Source organism: Agrococcus sp. HG114, from assembly GCF_024723325.1.
GTDB lineage: Bacteria > Actinomycetota > Actinomycetes > Actinomycetales > Microbacteriaceae > Agrococcus.
This window is the reverse complement of sequence record NZ_JANQCH010000049.1, coordinates 1-15,929: the sequence shown is the minus strand read 5'-3', so window position 1 is coordinate 15,929 and position 15,929 is coordinate 1. Positions and strand designations below refer to the sequence as shown.

The 15,929-nt window shown below is 73.6% G+C and carries 9 protein-coding genes; 5 read left to right on the top strand and 4 right to left on the bottom strand.

The features are described from left to right. The 4 genes from NWP09_RS06785 to NWP09_RS06770 form a co-directional block, all read left to right on the top strand. Positions 1–3,603: multifunctional oxoglutarate decarboxylase/oxoglutarate dehydrogenase thiamine pyrophosphate-binding subunit/dihydrolipoyllysine-residue succinyltransferase subunit (locus tag NWP09_RS06785; RefSeq protein WP_258274775.1), on the top strand; the 3,603-nt coding region annotated here is incomplete at its 5' end. Between the two features lie 174 nt (positions 3,604–3,777). Beyond that, positions 3,778–5,331: a sugar transferase gene (locus NWP09_RS06780; RefSeq protein WP_258274774.1), complete on the top strand. Its 1,554-nt coding sequence runs from the start codon at positions 3,778–3,780 to the stop codon at positions 5,329–5,331. 1 nt (position 5,332) lies between these two features. Beyond that, on the top strand, positions 5,333–6,541 hold the full coding sequence (locus NWP09_RS06775) for a DUF1972 domain-containing protein (protein WP_258274773.1): 1,209 nt from the start codon (positions 5,333–5,335) through the stop codon (positions 6,539–6,541). After that, positions 6,520–7,491, top strand: a complete 972-nt coding sequence (locus tag NWP09_RS06770) for a DUF6492 family protein (RefSeq protein ID WP_258274772.1) — start codon at positions 6,520–6,522, stop codon at positions 7,489–7,491. The genes NWP09_RS06775 and NWP09_RS06770 overlap by 22 nt, the downstream gene beginning before the upstream one ends. A 22-nt stretch (positions 7,492–7,513) precedes the next feature. Here the strand turns inward: NWP09_RS06770 and NWP09_RS06765 are convergent, their stop codons facing one another. After that, positions 7,514–8,899 carry a polysaccharide biosynthesis tyrosine autokinase gene (locus tag NWP09_RS06765; protein WP_258274771.1) on the bottom strand — a complete coding sequence of 462 codons (1,386 nt, stop codon included), beginning with the start codon at positions 8,897–8,899 and terminating at the stop codon, positions 7,514–7,516. Between the two features lie 239 nt (positions 8,900–9,138). Between NWP09_RS06765 and NWP09_RS06760 the strand changes: the two genes are divergently transcribed. Beyond that, positions 9,139–10,623: a lipopolysaccharide biosynthesis protein gene (locus tag NWP09_RS06760; RefSeq protein WP_258274770.1), complete on the top strand. Its 1,485-nt coding sequence runs from the start codon at positions 9,139–9,141 to the stop codon at positions 10,621–10,623. Here the strand turns inward: NWP09_RS06760 and NWP09_RS06755 are convergent. From NWP09_RS06755 to NWP09_RS06745, 3 genes are all read right to left on the bottom strand, one after another. Further along, entirely contained in the window at positions 10,580–11,839 is a 1,260-nt protein-coding gene (locus NWP09_RS06755; protein ID WP_258274769.1) for a hypothetical protein, read from the bottom strand. The genes NWP09_RS06760 and NWP09_RS06755 overlap by 44 nt on opposite strands. 54 nt (positions 11,840–11,893) lie before the next feature. Continuing rightward, on the bottom strand, positions 11,894–15,424 hold the full coding sequence (locus NWP09_RS06750) for a PKD domain-containing protein (RefSeq protein WP_258274768.1): 3,531 nt from the start codon (positions 15,422–15,424) through the stop codon (positions 11,894–11,896). Then, positions 15,424–15,929: hypothetical protein (locus NWP09_RS06745; RefSeq protein WP_258274767.1), on the bottom strand; the 506-nt coding region annotated here is incomplete at its 5' end. The genes NWP09_RS06750 and NWP09_RS06745, both read right to left, overlap by 1 nt.

The window sequence follows — 15,929 nt, the reverse complement described above, 5'->3', positions numbered from 1 at the left end:
GCTCCAGCCGCGCCCAAGCAGCCCGCTCCCCCGCGCCAGCCCGTGCGCGCCGAGTCGCGCCCCGCGCAGCCGGTCGACTCGGGCGAGGGCCAGCGCGCGCAGGACGCGCCGCAGGAGCGCACCGAGGGCCAGGCCGAGACCCCCGCTCCGACGCGCGGCGACGGCGGCATCGTCGCGAGGACGACCCGGCAGGCGGCGCGCCCGAAGCCCGTGCCCGCCGACGCGCCGAGCGCGAGCGACAAGCAGGCGGCGAAGGGCGACGACGCCAAGCCCGCCGAGGAGCCGGTCGTCACGACCCTCCGCGGCATGCCCAAGACGCTCGCGGCCAACATGGACAAGTCGCTCGCGGTGCCGACCGCGACGAGCGTGCGCACCGTGCCCGCGAAGCTGATGATCGACCAGCGCATCGTCATCAACAACCACCTGCGCCGCACGCGCGGCGGCAAGGTGTCGTTCACGCACATCATCGGCTACGCGCTCGTGCAGGCGCTCAAGGCCTTCCCGAGCCAGAACGTCTACTACGACGAGATCGACGGCAAGCCCTCGATGGTCGCGCCGCCGCACATCAACCTCGGCATCGCGATCGACATCCCCAAGCCCGACGGCACCCGCGCCCTGCTCGTGCCGAGCATCAAGGCGTGCGAGACGATGGACTTCTCCGAGTTCGTCGCCGCCTACGAGGCGCTCGTGAAGAAGGCGCGCGCGAACAAGCTCGACGCGGGCGACTTCGCCGGCACGACGATCTCGCTCACGAACCCGGGCGGCATCGGCACCGTGCACTCCGTGCCGCGCCTCATGCAGGGCCAGGGCTGCATCATCGGCGTCGGCGCGCTCGACTACCCCGCCGAGTTCATGGGCTCGAGCCCCGAGCGCCTCGCCGACGCGGGCGTCGGCAAGACGGTCACGATGACGTCGACCTACGACCACCGCGTCATCCAGGGCGCCGGCTCCGGCGAGTTCCTGAAGATCGTCCAGGGCCTGCTCATGGGCGAGGGCGACTTCTACCGCGGCATCTTCGCCGACCTGCGCATCCCCTACGAGCCGATCAAGTGGTCGACGGATGTCTCGGTGCGGGAGTCCGACGAGCTCTCGAAGCAGACCCGCGTCGCGCAGCTCATCAACCAGTTCCGCGTGCGCGGCCACCTCATGGCCGACATCGACCCGCTCGAGTACGTGCAGCGCACGCACCCCGACCTCGAGATCGAGCACCACGGCCTCTCGTTCTGGGACCTCGACCGCGAGTTCGTGACCGGCGGCTTCGGCGGCAAGCGCTCCGCGCTGCTGCGCGACATCCTCGGCGTGCTCCGCGACTCGTACTGCCGCACGATCGGCGTCGAGTACATGCACATCCCCGACCCCGCGCAGCGCGCGTGGTTCCAGAGCCACCTCGAGGTGCCCTACGTCAAGCCGACCCACGACGAGCAGATGCGCATCCTGCGCAAGCTCAACGAGGCCGAGGCGTTCGAGACCTTCCTGCAGACGAAGTACGTCGGCCAGAAGCGCTTCTCGCTCGAGGGCGCCGAGTCGATGATCGCGTTCCTCGACTCGGTGCTCGCGGGCGCCGCCGCCGCGGGCCTCGACGAGGTCGCGATCGGCATGCCGCACCGCGGCCGCCTCAACGTGCTCACCTCGATCGCGGGCAAGACGTACGGCCAGGTGTTCCAGGAGTTCGAGGGCGCCGCCGTCTTCCAGGGCTCGGGCGACGTGAAGTACCACCTGGGCAACCAGGGCGAGTTCACCGCCGCCGACGGCTCGACCGTCCCCGTCTACCTCGCCGCGAACCCGTCGCACCTCGAGGCCGTCAACGGCGTGCTCGAGGGCATCGTGCGCGCGAAGCAGGACCGGCTCGCGAACGGCGAGCACACCGTGCTGCCGATCCTCGTGCACGGCGACGCGGCGAACGCCGGCCAGGGCGTGGTCTTCGAGACGCACCAGCTCTCGCAGCTGCGGGCGTACCAGACCGGCGGCACCGTGCACCTCGTGGTCAACAACCAGCTCGGCTTCACGACCCCGCCGAGCGAGTCGCGCTCGTCGACCTACGCGACGGATGTCGCCAAGGCGATCCACGCGCCGGTGCTGCACGTGAACGGCGACGACCCCGAGGCCGTCGTGCGCGTCGCGGAGCTCGCGTTCCAGTACCGCCAGGAGTTCAAGCGCGACATCGTCGTCGACCTCATCTGCTACCGCCGGCGCGGGCACAACGAGGGCGACGACCCCACCATGACGCAGCCGCTCATGTACTCCCTCATCGAGGCGAAGCGCTCGGTGCGCACGCTCTACGCCGAGAACCTCGTCGGCCGCGGCGACATCACCGAGGAGGAGTACCAGGAGGCGCAGGCCGACTTCCAGGGGAAGCTCGAGCAGGCGTTCATGGAGACCCACGCGGCCGCGACGGGCTCCATGCCGGTCGTGACCCCCGCGACCGCCCAGCAGGCGGCGGGCGAGCCGGAGTCGACCGGCGTCGACGCATCCGTCATCGCCGCGATCGGCGACGCGCACGGCAACACGCCCGACGGCTTCGCGATCCACCCGAAGGTCAAGCAGGTGCTCGACAAGCGCGTGAAGGCGAGCCGCGAGGGCGGCATCGACTGGGCGTACGGCGAGCTCCTCGCGCTCGGCTCGCTGCTGCTCGAGGGCACGCCCGTGCGCATGTCGGGCCAGGACACGCGCCGCGGCACGTTCGTGCAGCGCCACGCGGTCATGCACGACCGCCACAACGGCCAGGAGTGGCTGCCGCTCGCGAACCTCGGCGAGGGGCAGGCGCGCCTGTCGATCTACGACTCGCTGCTGAGCGAGTACGCGGCGATGGCGTTCGAGTACGGCTACTCGGTCGAGCGGCCCGACGCGCTCGTGCTGTGGGAGGCGCAGTTCGGCGACTTCGCGAACGGCGCGCAGATCGTCATCGACGAGTTCATCGCCTCGGCCGAGCAGAAGTGGAACCAGCAGTCGTCGCTCGTGCTGCTCCTGCCGCACGGCTACGAGGGCGCGGGCCCCGACCACTCGTCCGGCCGCATCGAGCGCTTCCTCCAGCTCGCCGCGGAGGAGAACATGACGATCGCGCGGCCCTCGACGCCCGCGAACCACTTCCACCTGCTGCGCCGCCAGGCGTACGCGCGCCCGCGCCGGCCGCTCATCGTCTTCACCCCGAAGGCCATGCTGCGCCTGCGCGACGCGACGAGCGGCGTGGAGGAGTTCACGAGCGGCCGCTTCCAGACCGTGATCGACGACGCCCAGGTGCAGGACGCCGGCGCCGTCAAGCGCGTGCTGCTGCACTCGGGCAAGATCCACTACGACCTGAAGGCCGAGGTCGCCAAGCGCGGCCGCAGCGACATCGCGCTCGTGCGCGTCGAGCAGCTCTACCCGCTGCCGATCGACGAGATCAACGACGCCGTCGACCGCTACCCCGGTGCCGAGCTCGTGTGGGTCCAGGAGGAGCCGCTCAACCAGGGCGCGTGGCCGTTCGTCCACCTCGCCCTCCCGCGCCACCTGCACGGCCGCACGCTCAAGGTCGTCGGGCGCCCCGCCTCCGCGAGCCCCGCGACCGGATCGGCGAAGCGCTCCTCGCAGGAGCTCGCGACGATCCTGGACTCCGCGATCGGCTGACGCATCGCCCGCCGCGCCTGAGCAACGACTCAAGCGCATCCGCAGATCCCCGCACGATTCCGCTCGTGCGGGGATCTGCGCTTGTCGGCGCCCGATCGCGCTCCCTACTGTTTGGAAACAGCGTTACGACGGGTCGGCGAGGACGTCGGCCCGCCACGGGAGCGGGTGGTCCACATGCAGCGAGCCGCGAGGTCGGATGCCTCGTCGCCGCTGGTCGCGCAGCTCCGCGCCCGCGCCTCGGCAGGCTCGCGCATCGTCGCCCCTGCGGTCGTGCTGCCCGGGGCGAGGTCCCCTCGGTCGTCGTCGACGCTGACCCGGCGCCTGCAGTGGGAGCGCCGCAGCCGCACCCGGCTGCGGCTGAGCGACACCGCGGTCGTGCTCGCGGCGACCGTCCTCGTCGCAGCCGGCACGACCGCGGACGGCGCCCGCCTGGTGATGGCGCCGGGATCCGCGCTCGCGGCACCGGCGCTCACGGCCCTCGTGTGGCTCATCGCGCTCGCGGCATTCCACTCGCGGGACGCCGACGTGCTCGGCGCCGGCGCGACGGAGTACCGGCGCGTCGCCCACGCGACGGGGCTCGCCTTCGCGGCGCTCGCGGCTCCCGCGCTCGCGGTCGACTGGCCCGACCTGCGCGTGCAGCTCCTCGTCGCGCTGCCGAGCGGGGCGCTCGGGCTGCTGTTCTGCCGCTGGCTGTGCCGCCGGTGGCTCGTCGAGCGCAGGCGCGCGGGCGAGTTCGCCTCGCGCACGATCCTCGTCGGCGAGCGCGACGAGATCGCGTACGTGCTCGAGCGGCTCCAGGCGGTGCGCGACCTGAGCTACCACATCGTCGGCGTCGCGGTCCGTGGCGGCGGAGGGCCCGTCGAGATGCGGGGTCGGGTGATCCCTGCGCTGCCCGCCGACGCGACCGTCGCGGAGAGCGCGACCCGGATGGGCGCGGACACCGTCATCCTCGCGGCGAGGACCGACGCGGACCCCGACTACCTCACGCGGCTGCGCCGGCAGCTCGAGGGCACGTGCGCCGAGCTCGTGCTGTTCTCGCGCCTCACCGACGTCGCCGGGCCGCGGATCTCGTTTCGCCCCGTCGACGGGCTCCCGCTCATCCAGGTCCGCATCCCCACGTTCGAGGGCGGGCGGCACGTGCTGAAGCGGGCGCTCGACGTCGTCGTCTCGTCGTGCGCGCTCGTCGTGGTCGCGATGCTCGCGATCCCGATCGCGATCGCGATCAAGCTCGACTCCCCCGGGCCGGTGCTGTTCCGGCAGCAGCGCATCGGCCGCGACGGGCAGGGGTTCGCGATGCTGAAGTTCCGCACGATGCACGTCGACGCGGAGGAGCGCCTCGAGGAGCTGCGTGAGCGGAACGAGGGCGCCGGGCCGCTCTTCAAGCTCAAGGACGACCCGCGGGTCACCCGCGTCGGCCGGTTCCTGCGGCGCCACTCGCTCGACGAGCTCCCGCAGTTCTGGAACGCGCTGCGCGGCGACATGAGCGTCGTGGGCCCCCGCCCCCCGCTGCCGAACGAGGCGAACGACTACGACGAGGTCGTCGTGCGGCGGCTCTACCTCAAGCCCGGCATCACGGGGCTCTGGCAGATCAGCGGGCGCAGCGACCTCACGTGGCAGGAGAGCGTGCAGCTCGACCTGCGCTACGTCGAGAACTGGTCGGTCATGCAGGACCTCATGATCATCTTCCGGACGGCGAGGCTCGTCCTGCACCCGATGGGCGCGTACTGACATGCGCGTCGCGATGCTCGGCACGCGGGGCGTGCCGGCCGCCTACGGGGGCTTCGAGACGGCCGTCGAGGAGGTCGGCGCCCGGCTCGCCGCCCGCGGGCACGACGTCGTGGTGTACGGCGACCGCACGCATCCGGACGTCTCGCGGCACCGCGGCATGCGCGTGCAGCACCTGCCCTCGCTGCCGGTCAAGCAGCTCGAGACGCTGAGCCGCACCGGCCTGGCAGCGCTGCGCGCCGTGGCGCTCGACGCGCCGCACGTCGCGATCGTCTTCAACGCGGCGAACGCGCCGTACGTGCCGCTGCTGCGCGCGCGCGGCATCCCGGTCGCGGTGCACGTCGACGGACTCGAGTGGCGGCGGGCGAAGTGGGGCGGGGCAGGCCGCGCCTACTACCGCTGGGCCGAGCAGCACGCCGTGCGAACCGCCGACGCGCTCATCGCCGACGCGCCCGGCATCGCCGCGTACTACCGCGCCGAGTTCGGCGTCGCGACCGAGCTGCTGCGCTACGGGGCGCCGGTGCTCGACCGCGTGAGCGCGGTGCCGCTCCGCGCGCTCGGGCTCGAGCCGCAGGCCTACCACCTCGTGGTCGCCAGGTTCGAGCCCGAGAACCACGTGCTCGACATCGTGCGGGGCTACCGCTCGAGCCGCGCGGCGCTGCCGCTCGCGGTCGTCGGCTCCGCGCCCTACAGCGCCGCCTACACGCAGCAGGTCCGCGAGACGGCCGACGACGACCCGCGCATCCGCCTGCTCGGCGGCGTCTACGACCAGGCGGTGCTCGACGCCCTCTACGCCTACGCCCGCACGTACGTGCACGGGCACTCGGTCGGCGGCACGAACCCCTCGCTGCTGCGCGCGATGGGCGCGGGCGCCGCGGTGATCGCGTACGACGTCGACTTCAACCGCGAGGTGCTCGACGACGACGCGTGGAGCTTCCGCACGGCGGACGACCTGCCCGCCGTGCTCGCCGAGGTCGAAGCGGACGACGGCCTCGTCGCGGTGCGAGGCGCGCGCGCCCGGGAGCGCGCGGCGCGCGAGTTCCGGTGGGACGACGTCGCCGACGGCTACGAGCGGCTCGCCCAGCGGCTCGCGGCCGGGCAGTCAGTCCACGCCGCCGCGAGGCGGAGCCGACGCGCGCAGCACCCGCTGCCGGCATCGCCTCGCCCCGCCCTCCCCGGAGGGACGGCGCCGTGGCCCGCCGCGAGCCGCTGACGTTCGTCACGGTCGTCTTCGAGCCCGAGGTCCCGCTGCTGCGCCTGCAGGCGCGGTCGCTGCAGCGCTTCCTCGACCCCGCGAGCGCGGCCGAGCTGCTCGTGCTCGACAACTGCGCGGGGGGCATGTCACGGCGCTCGCGCCGTCGGATCCTCGGCGAGCTCGGCCCCACGCTCGCGGCGCGCACCGAGATCCTGCGCACCGAGGACCTCGGGGTCGACCGCGGTGCCCGGGGCTGGCGCAGCCAGCAGGCGGCGAAGCTCCTGATCTCCCGGCGCATCCGCACCGCCCACAGCGTCGTGCTCGACGCGAAGAACCACCTCATCGGGCCCGCCCGGCTCGCCGACTTCGTCGACGACGAGGGCCGCGCGCGCGGCGGCACCCACAGCTACGAGGCGCACCCCCTCCGCGAGGGCCTCGAGCGCACGCTGCGCTACCTGGGTGCGGACGACGCCGCGGTCGCGCGGCAGCGGGCGGACTTCCCGCGGACCGTCACGCCGTTCGTGCTCGACACCGCGATCGTGCGGCGGATGCTCGACGACGTCGAGCGCACCTCCGGACGACCGTTCGCCGAGGAGTTCGAGCGCGCGCGGCTGCTCGAGTTCTTCCTCTACTCCGGCTGGTCGATCCTCAAGGGCGACGGCGTCCCCGTCGACGGCACGCGGATCGACGCGCCGATCGTGTGGCCGAGGCTCGCGACGCTCGAGGGGGTCGAAGGGGTCATCGCCGAGGCGCGGGCCCACGGGTCGTCGTGGTTCGCCGTGCACCGTCGCGTCCTCGCGCGCGCGGATGCGCGGGGACGCCGACGGCTCGAGGAGCTGTGGGTCGCGAGCGACCTCATGGCCCCCGCGGAGGCGGCGCGCTTCACGCGGCGGTTCCGCCTCGGCTACGCGCCCGCCGTCGCGCGCGCCCGGCTGGGCGAGCGGCTCGCGCGCCTGCAGGGCGGGTGACGGGCGGATGCGCCGGGTCGCGTCAGCGCTCGAGCACGCGCTCCTCGGTCATCGCGCGGTAGTAGACGTCGCTGCCGCGGCGCGGCCTCGACTTGTTGAGCACGATGCCGATGATGCGCCCGCCGGCCGCTTCGAGCGAGCGGATGGTGCGCGCGAGCTGCGGCCTGCGCGTCTTCGACGAGTCGACGACGATCACGACGCCGTCGACGAGCGGGGCCAGCAGGTTCGAGTCGGCGACCGTCAGCACCGGCGGCGAGTCGATGATGACGGTCTCGTACGTCGCGGCGGCGGCGTCGAGCGCCTCCCGGAACGGCTCCGAGGTGATCACCGCCGCGGGGCTCGGCGGCAGCACCCCCGAGACGAGCACGTCGGGGCCGCGCTCCCCCCACGTGACGATCGCGTCGCTCAGGCGGATGTCGCCGACGAGCGCGGTCGTGAGGCCCACGGAGCCGTCGAGCCCGAAGAGCTCGTGCACGCGCGGCCGCCGGAGGTCGGCGTCGACGATGAGCGTGCGCTCCCCCGTGTCGGCGAACACCACGGCCAGGTTGGTCGCGAACGTCGACTTGCCCTCGCCGGGCGAGCACGACGTGACGAGGATGCGGCTCGAGCTGCCGTTGAGCGCGGAGAAGGCGAGCGCCGACAGCACGCGCCGCACGTCCTCGGCGACGGCCCCGTGGGGGTCGCGCGCGGCGACGAGGCCCGCGTCGACACCTCGCCTGGTGCGCGCGACCGAGCCGAGCACGGGCAGGTCCGTGACTCGAGCGACCGCCGCCTCGTTGCGCACGCGCGTGTCGGCGACCGTGAGCACGAAGGCCGCGACGAGCCCCAGCAGCAGCCCGAGCAGCCCCGCGAGCGCCGTGTCGCGCGTCTTGTTCGGCGAGCTCTGGACCGCGGGGGGCACCGCGACGTCGATGACCGAGGCGGTGATGCGCGCGACGCCCTCCTCGCCGCGGGACGCGACCTCCTGCACGACGGCGACGAGCTGCACCGAGACGGCGTTGGCCATCTCGGCGGCGCGCGCCGCGTCGGACGAGGACGCCGCCACTTCGAGGATGACCGTGTCCTGCGGGATCGTGATGCTGATCCGCTCGGCGAGGTCGGTCGGCGTGGTGTCGAGGCCGAGCTGCTCGATGACCGGCTCGAGCACGCGCGAGGAGGTCGCGAGCCGCGCGAACGAGAGCATCTGGTTCTGCGTGTAGGTCGAGCCCTGGTTGAGGTCAGCGCCGCTCGTGCCCTCGTTGAGGGCGAAGTAGAGCGAGGCGGCCGACTCGTACTGCGGCGCCTGGCTCGCGGAGGCGACGTAGCCGACGCCTGCCGACGCGACGACGAGGCCGAGGATGAGCAGCCACGACTTGCGCACCGCCTCCCACGCCCGCCCGAGCGTCCAGGGCGTCGGCCCCGGGCTCACGGGCGCGACCGATCGCGCGGGAGCTGCCGGTGCTGCCCTGTGACGGCGGCGATGCCATGCTGCATGGGCGGTACACTACTTCCCCCGACCGCAGGCGAGGGTGCCGCGGCCCCTCATGAGGCGATCCTCGGAGGAGGCAGAGGCGCCCGCACCCGGCTGGCCTCGGGCCGACCTGGGGAAGGGGGCCGGATGCGAGGGCTCGGCCGGGCGGTCCGCGGTACTCGCGGCCGGGGGCGCTGATGGCCTCCGACCTCGCGCACGCGGCCGCGCGGGGCTCGCTCTTCACCCTCGGCGCGCAAGCGGCGCGGATCGCGCTGCAGCTGCTGTCCGTCGTGGTGCTCGCCCGGCTCCTCACGCCGCACGACTACGGCCTGCTCGCGATCGTGCTCGTGCTCGTCGGCCTCGGCGAGATCTTCCGCGACTTCGGCCTCACGTCCGCGTCGATCCAGGCGCCCACCCTCTCGCGCGGGCAGCGCGACACCCTGTTCTGGATCAACGCGCTCATCGGCGCAGGCCTCGCCGGGCTCATGCTGCTCGGCTCGTGGCCGCTCGGCGCGATCACCGGCGAGCCGGAGATCGTGGGCATGGCGCAGTGGCTCTCGCTCACGTTCCTGCTCAACGGGCTCGCGACCCAGCACCGGGCGAGCCTCATGCGAGCGCTCCGCCTGCGGCCGCTCGCGGTGATCGACGTCGCATCGGCTGCGATCGGCCTCGCCGTCGCGATCGCGGTCGCGCTCCTCGGCGGCGGCTCGTGGGCGCTCGTCGCGCAGCAGCTGACCGCGGGGGCCGTCGTCGTGGTCGGCGCCGTCATCGCCGGTCGCTGGCTGCCGGGCCGCGTCGGCCGGGGAGAGAGCGTGCGCCCCATGGTCACGCTCGGCTGGAACCTCGTGGCCGCGAACCTCATCCAGTACGCCGCGCGGCAGGTCGACACGGTGGTCGTGGGGCTCCGCTTCGGGACCTCCGACCTCGGGCTCTACAACCGGTCGTACCACCTCGTGATGACCCCCCTCGGGCAGGTGCGCTCGCCGCTCCAGTCGGTCGCGCTGCCGGTGCTCGCGCGGCTGCAGCAGGATCGGCCGAGGTCGGACACGTACATCACCGCCGCGCAGCTCGCGCTCGGCTACTGCATCGGGGTGCCGCTCGCGCTCGTCGCGGGCCTCGCCGGGCCGGTCGTGATCGTCATGCTCGGCGAGCCGTGGGGGGACGCCGCGCCGCTGCTGCGCATGTTCGCGGTCGCGGGGCTGCTCACGACGCTCTCGTACGTCGGGTACTGGGTGTACCTCGCGCGCGGGCTCGGCGCGCAGCTCCTCCGCTACACGCTCCTCTCCGCCGGCATCAAGATCGCGTGCATCGCGGCGGGCTCGGCGTTCGGGGTCGAGGGCGTCGCTGTCGCCTTCGCGGCGCACGCCGCGATCGAGTGGCCGATCTCGCTCGTGTGGCTCGCGCGCATCACGCCGTACCCGACGCGGCGGCTCTACGCAGGAGCGATGCGGATCCTGATCGTCGCGGCGCTCGCGGCGAGCGCGGCGTGGGCGGTGAGCGGTGCCGTCGCCGCGCTGGGCGCGTGGGCCGCGATCGGGGCCGGAGCCGCGGCCGGGCTGCTGGCCGCGAGCGCCGCGCTCGTCGTACCGGCCTACCGCCGGGACGCCGCATCGCTGCTGCGGTTCGGGCGGCTCATGCTCACGCGCGAGCGTGCAGCGGACGCCGCAGAGCGCCGGGACTGAGCGCTCGAGCCGCGGCGCGGTCGTCGTCGAGCGCTCGCCAGGCCGCGGCGAGCCCGATGAGGAACCACAGCAGCATGCCGAACTGGGTGATGAGGGCGACCGCGAAGAGTCCCGGGATCTGGCCGACGACCGCGATCGACGCCGCGTTCGCCGGTCGGCGCAGCGCGCCGACGACCGTCGCGGCGAGCACCCCGACGACGAGCAGCACCGGGATCCAGCCGAAGCGCAGCGCGATGAGCAGCAGCGTGTTGTCGACCGAGTCGGCGAAGGCGCCGAAGTAGACGCCGTCGACGGCTCGGCCGGACCAGTCCCCTGCGCTGCCGAGCACCTGCACCTGGGACGCGAGCGAGAGCAGGCGTCCGCGGTAGTCGGCGCTCGCGCTCGCCTCGTCGCCCGCGGCGAGGAACACGTCGCCGATGAACGGCACGGCGAGCGTCGCGGCGATGCCGGCGAGCGCAGCGATGGAGGCGCGCGCGCTGCGCGCGACGGGGAGCAGCACGAGGCTCAGCGCGATCGTGAGCGCGACGGTGATGAGGCCGATGCGGCTGACGGTCGCGACGACCGCGCCGACGACGACGGTCAGCGCCCCGAGCATCCACGGCGCGGGCCACCGCGAGCCGATGATGCACGCGCTCGCCATCGCGAGCGAGGCGCCGAGCGCGATCGAGTGGCCGAACGCGCCCTCGACGCGCACGAGGTCGGAGCGCACCTGCAGGTCGGCCCAGGTCTCCACCGGCCCTCCGCCGGGCAGGAGCACGAATACGTTCGTCCCCGTCACGAGCTCGACGAGGGCGAGCGCGGCCGCGGCCGTGCCCACGACCGCGATCGTGCTCACGACGAACCGAGCCGGGAGCCGCGCGAGCACGAGCCGGCCCCACACGTACGGGAGCACCCACTCGAGCATCGCGATCACGGCGGCGGAGAGCGTCGCGAGCCGCAGCGCGAACAGCGCGAGCACGAGCAGCGCGAACGCCGCGACGAACCCGTCGACCGGCGTGAGCCGCACGTCCTCGATGCTCGTCGCGACCGCCGCGAGCGTCACGAGCGTGATCGCGGCCCAGAAGAAGCCGACGGAGACCCCGATCCAGACGGGCACGAAGCAGAGCACGAGCGTCCAGCACACGAACGTCGTGCGCGGGCTCGCGCGGAAGACGAAGAGGGCGACGATGCCGGCGCAGAGCGCGAGCGGGGCGAGCAGGAGCAGCGATGCGCTCATCGCCGCTCCTGCTCGCGCATCCTCACGAGCGCGATCCTGCCCTGTGCGCGGTCGTCAGTCCAGGCTCGTCACCCGGAAGTTGTCGAACGCGAACCCGCCGGTGGTCGTCGCGCTCGCCGATCGGTTGGCGTTCACGCCCACCGCCCCCGCGCCCGTGAGCGCGGCCGTGTCGGTCGCGGTGATCTGCCAGCCGGCGGGCCTCGTCGTGCCGGTGCGCCAGATGGTCGCCGAGATCGTCGTCGTCGCCGCCCCCGTGACCTCCACCTCGAGCGTGAACGTGTCGCCTGCAGCGCGCGTGAGGCCGGCCACCGCGAGCGAGCGGAGCACCGTCGAGCCGCGCTGCACGACGAGCCAGGTGCTGCCGTCGTCGCGCAGCCACGTGCGCACGCGGTAGTCGCCCGCCGAGCTCGACCTCGCGAGGACGCCCGCGTACGCGGAGCCGCTCGAGGGTGCCTGGTCGAGCCGCAGGTCGACCGACATGCGCGCGTCGCGGAGCGCGACCGAGCCGAGCAGCATGTGCTGCGTCTTCCCCGCGCCGAGCGTCAGCGTGCCGACGCCCCCGGCGACTGCGGCCTGGGTGCTCGTGCCGATCTGCACCGCCCACGCCCCGCCGGCATCCGCCGTGCCCCAGCCGGGCGACACGGTGCGACCGAACGCGTCGGACGCCGCGAACTCCTGCGGCGGCGGCGCGGTCACGGTGACGGATGCGGTGGCGGTGTCGGTCGCGCCGTCGTCGTCGCGCACGGTGAGGGTCACGGTGTAGCTCCCGGCCGCGGCGTAGGTGTGCGACGCGCTGACTCCCGTCGAGTCGGCGGATCCGTCGCCCCAGTCCCACGAATAGGCGGCGATCGTGCCGTCCGGGTCAGACGAGCCGGAGCCGTTCGCCGACACCGTCAGGCCGCTCGCCTGCGTGGTGAGCGCTGCGGTGGGCGCGACGTTCGCGGCCGAGACGGTGACGGGCTGCGTCGTGCTCCCTGTGACGCCGCGGCTGTCGGTGACGGTGAGCGTGACGCTGTACGTGCCTGCCGCGGCGTAGGTGTGGGTCGCGGTCACGCCGGCGCCCGCGGCCGTGCCGTCGCCCCAGCTCCAGGAGTACGACGCGATGGAGGCGCCGCTCGCCGCCGTCGAGCCGGAGGCGTCGACGCTCGCCCGCAGCGCGTCGACGCTCGTCGTGAACGACGCGGTCGGAGGCGTCTGGCCGGTGCCGATCGTGTGGTGCGCGGCGACCTGCGCGCTCGAGAGCGCCCCGCCGTACACAGCCACCTCGTCGATCGCTCCCGTGAAGTACAGCGACGACGGGACGCTCGGCCACCCGGAGAGGTTGTCGCCGCCGATCCGCCAGAAGCCGCTGTACTGCTGAGCGCTCGTCACGGTCGCGTCCTGCGCGACGAGCCGGCCGTCGACGTAGAGCGCGATGCCGCCGGAGCCCTGGGTCGCCACGACGTGGTGCCAGCGGCCGTCGTTGTACGCCGCGGGTGACGTGATCGTGCGCGCCTGACCCGGGTAGACGCCGAACGTGAGGCGACCGGTGTTCTGCATGTAGATGTGCCGGTCGTAGCTGCTCGACGAGCCGGTCTGCGCGCTGCCGAACCCGATGAGCTTGCCGCCGCGGGTCGTCGTCGTGCTGAACCACAGCTCGAGCGAGTAGGAGCTCGGCCCTGAGGCGCTCGCCGCCGACGACACGCGCCCGTTGGTCGTGCCGTTGAAGGCGGATGCGCTCTCCCCCGTGAGGCCCGGGACGGCCCCCGGGGTCGTGGCCGACACGCCGCTGCCGATGAGCGGCGTGCTCGAGCCCGCCCAGTCCTTCGTGATCGAGCCGAGCGGGTAGTACAGGCCCGCGCCGTCGTCGAGCACCTCGTCGACGTACGCCGACGTCTGCCCGGACGCGACCGTGACGCTCACCGAGCGGCTCGTGACGGCGTTGCCGTTCCCGTCGACTGCGCGCACGGTGTAGCTGTACGTCGCCCCGGGGGTGAGCCCGGTCTCGTCGAGGATCACCTGCGGCTGCGACCACCAGCTCGAGGGCAGCGTGCGGGAGGCGACGGTGCCCGCGCCGGAGCGCTGCAGCTGGTAGGTGAGGTCGCGGTCGTCGCGGTCCCAGTTGCCGGGGATCGTCACGCGCACGCGGCCGGCCACGACGGAGGTCGCGGTCGGTGGCCCCCACGACGCGGACGCGATGCGCGGTCCCTGCTTGGGTCCGCCCGGAGGAGCGGTCGAGAAGCGCACGAGGCCCTGGTAGCGCTGGTTGTTCACCGCCGGGAACTCGCCCGCGATCGAGATGTACTGGCCCGTGCCCGTGATGGAGAGCCCCGCCTCGCCCATCTCGGTCGCCGTGCCGACGAGGAAGTCCGGGTACCACGCGTAGGGCGCCGGTGCCGGGGTGCCGCTCCAGTCCTTGTAGATCGAGCCGACGGAGGGGCTGCGCGTGAGCACGCCGCGGGCGTCGGCGGTGAACGCCTCGGCGTAGCGGAACGTGCGGGGGCTCAGCTCGGGCGCGAGCCCGACGGTGTCGCACTGGTGCGTGTGGCTCGTCGCGTAGACGGTGCGGCCGGTCGAGTAGACCCCGTAGTGGTCGCCGTGGCAGTCGGCGATCCAGCGGATGGCGCCGGAGCCCGCCTCGGCGGCGAACACGCCCTCGAGGTTGCCGACCGTGACGTTCGCGTAGACCCAGCCGGTGCCGTAGACGCCGGAGGAGTCGGTCGTGAGGGCGAAGATGCCGGCGCGACCGGCGTAGGTGCCCTCGTTCCAGCCGTTGATGACCGTCTTGGGCGCGAGCCAGCTCGTGTCGAGCGCGCCCGAGACCGGGTCGAGCGCGGCGAGGCCGCGCTGCACGACGCCGTTCGTGAGGTAGAAGCGGCCGCCGACGATGATCCTGGAGCTGCCGGGCTCCTTCACGATCGCGTCGCCCTGCAGGTCGATCGTCGGCGCCCACGAGCGCAGCGCGCCATCCGCCGTGGCGAATGCCGCGAGGTTCTGCCGCGCGACGCCGTTGGCCTGCGTGAAGCGGCCGGTGACGTAGACGGTGTCGGCGGTCGCCACGATGCCGAAGACGCCGGCGCCGCCGATCGCGGGGCGGACGTCGTTGACGAGCGCGCCGCTCGACGCGCTCAGCACCGCGAAGTTGTAGCGCGCCTGGCCGTTGACGCTGCTGAAGGAGCCGCCGATGTAGACGCGGCTGCCGTCCGGCGAGACCGCGACGGAGCGCACGGGCCCGTTGACGGTGGGCGCCCACGGCAGCAGGCCACCGGTCGTGATGTCGAAGGCGAGCACGTTGCTGCGCGGGGTCAGGTTGGTGCCCGGGGCCGCGAGCGGGGGGCGCGTGTTCGAGAAGCCGCCGACCGCGTAGACCGTCGTGCCGATCATCGCCTGCGCCCACACGTACCCGGAGTCGATCTGCACGGTCGGCAGCGGGTCCGCGGTCACGACGGAGCTGTCGCGCTGCTGGAGCGTGACGGGCTTCGTGAGATCGCCCTCCGCCGCGCTCGCGACGGTCAGGCCCGCGCCGAGCATCGAGCCGGTGGCGACGGCGGCGACCGCCGCGAGGAGGGCGGCGCGGCCGCGGCGCCGGGATCGCATGGTGTCCATCAGGATGTCTCTCCCGTGAAGACCGCGAGCGGTTCGCCCGCGGCGTAGTTGACGGTGATCGTGACCTCGCGGCCTGCCGCGGGGTCGAGCATGAAGACGTAGGTGCCGGTCGCGGTGCTGCCCGGGGGCAGCGTGCCGGTGAGCGGCGAGGGATCGCCGGCGGTGGTGTCGACGCCCGGCTCGCCGCCGTCCGCGACGAGCGTCACGACGGCCGAGCCGACCTGCTGGGGCTCGCCCGATCCGTTGCGCGCCTCGACGACGACGCGGAGCGCGGGGCCGGAGACCTCGCCGGGCGTCTGGGCGGCGACGGTGATGGGCTCGACCGACAGGACGTCGACCGTGACGCCGGTGTCGAAGTCGACCGCTTCGCCGAGCGGCGCGCGGGTCGTGGGCAGCGCCGCGGGCTCGCGGGGCGCGGCGTCGGGCTGCCCGGGAAGGCTCGGCGCGGGGACGGCGGTCGCGCCCGGGGCCGACGGAGCTGCCGGGGCAGGAGGGGCCGGGGTCC

What these genes read in the sequence shown, in the direction of transcription:
- NWP09_RS06780 (WP_258274774.1), top strand. Translation starts at nt 3,778, where the DNA reads ATGCAGCGAGCCGCGAGGTCGGATGCCTCGTCGCCGCTGGTCGCGCAG.
- NWP09_RS06755 (WP_258274769.1), bottom strand. Translation starts at nt 11,839, where the DNA reads ATGAGCGCATCGCTGCTCCTGCTCGCCCCGCTCGCGCTCTGCGCCGGC.
- NWP09_RS06750 (WP_258274768.1), bottom strand. Translation starts at nt 15,424, where the DNA reads ATGGACACCATGCGATCCCGGCGCCGCGGCCGCGCCGCCCTCCTCGCG.
- NWP09_RS06760 (WP_258274770.1), top strand. Translation starts at nt 9,139, where the DNA reads ATGGCCTCCGACCTCGCGCACGCGGCCGCGCGGGGCTCGCTCTTCACC.
- NWP09_RS06775 (WP_258274773.1), top strand. Translation starts at nt 5,333, where the DNA reads ATGCGCGTCGCGATGCTCGGCACGCGGGGCGTGCCGGCCGCCTACGGG.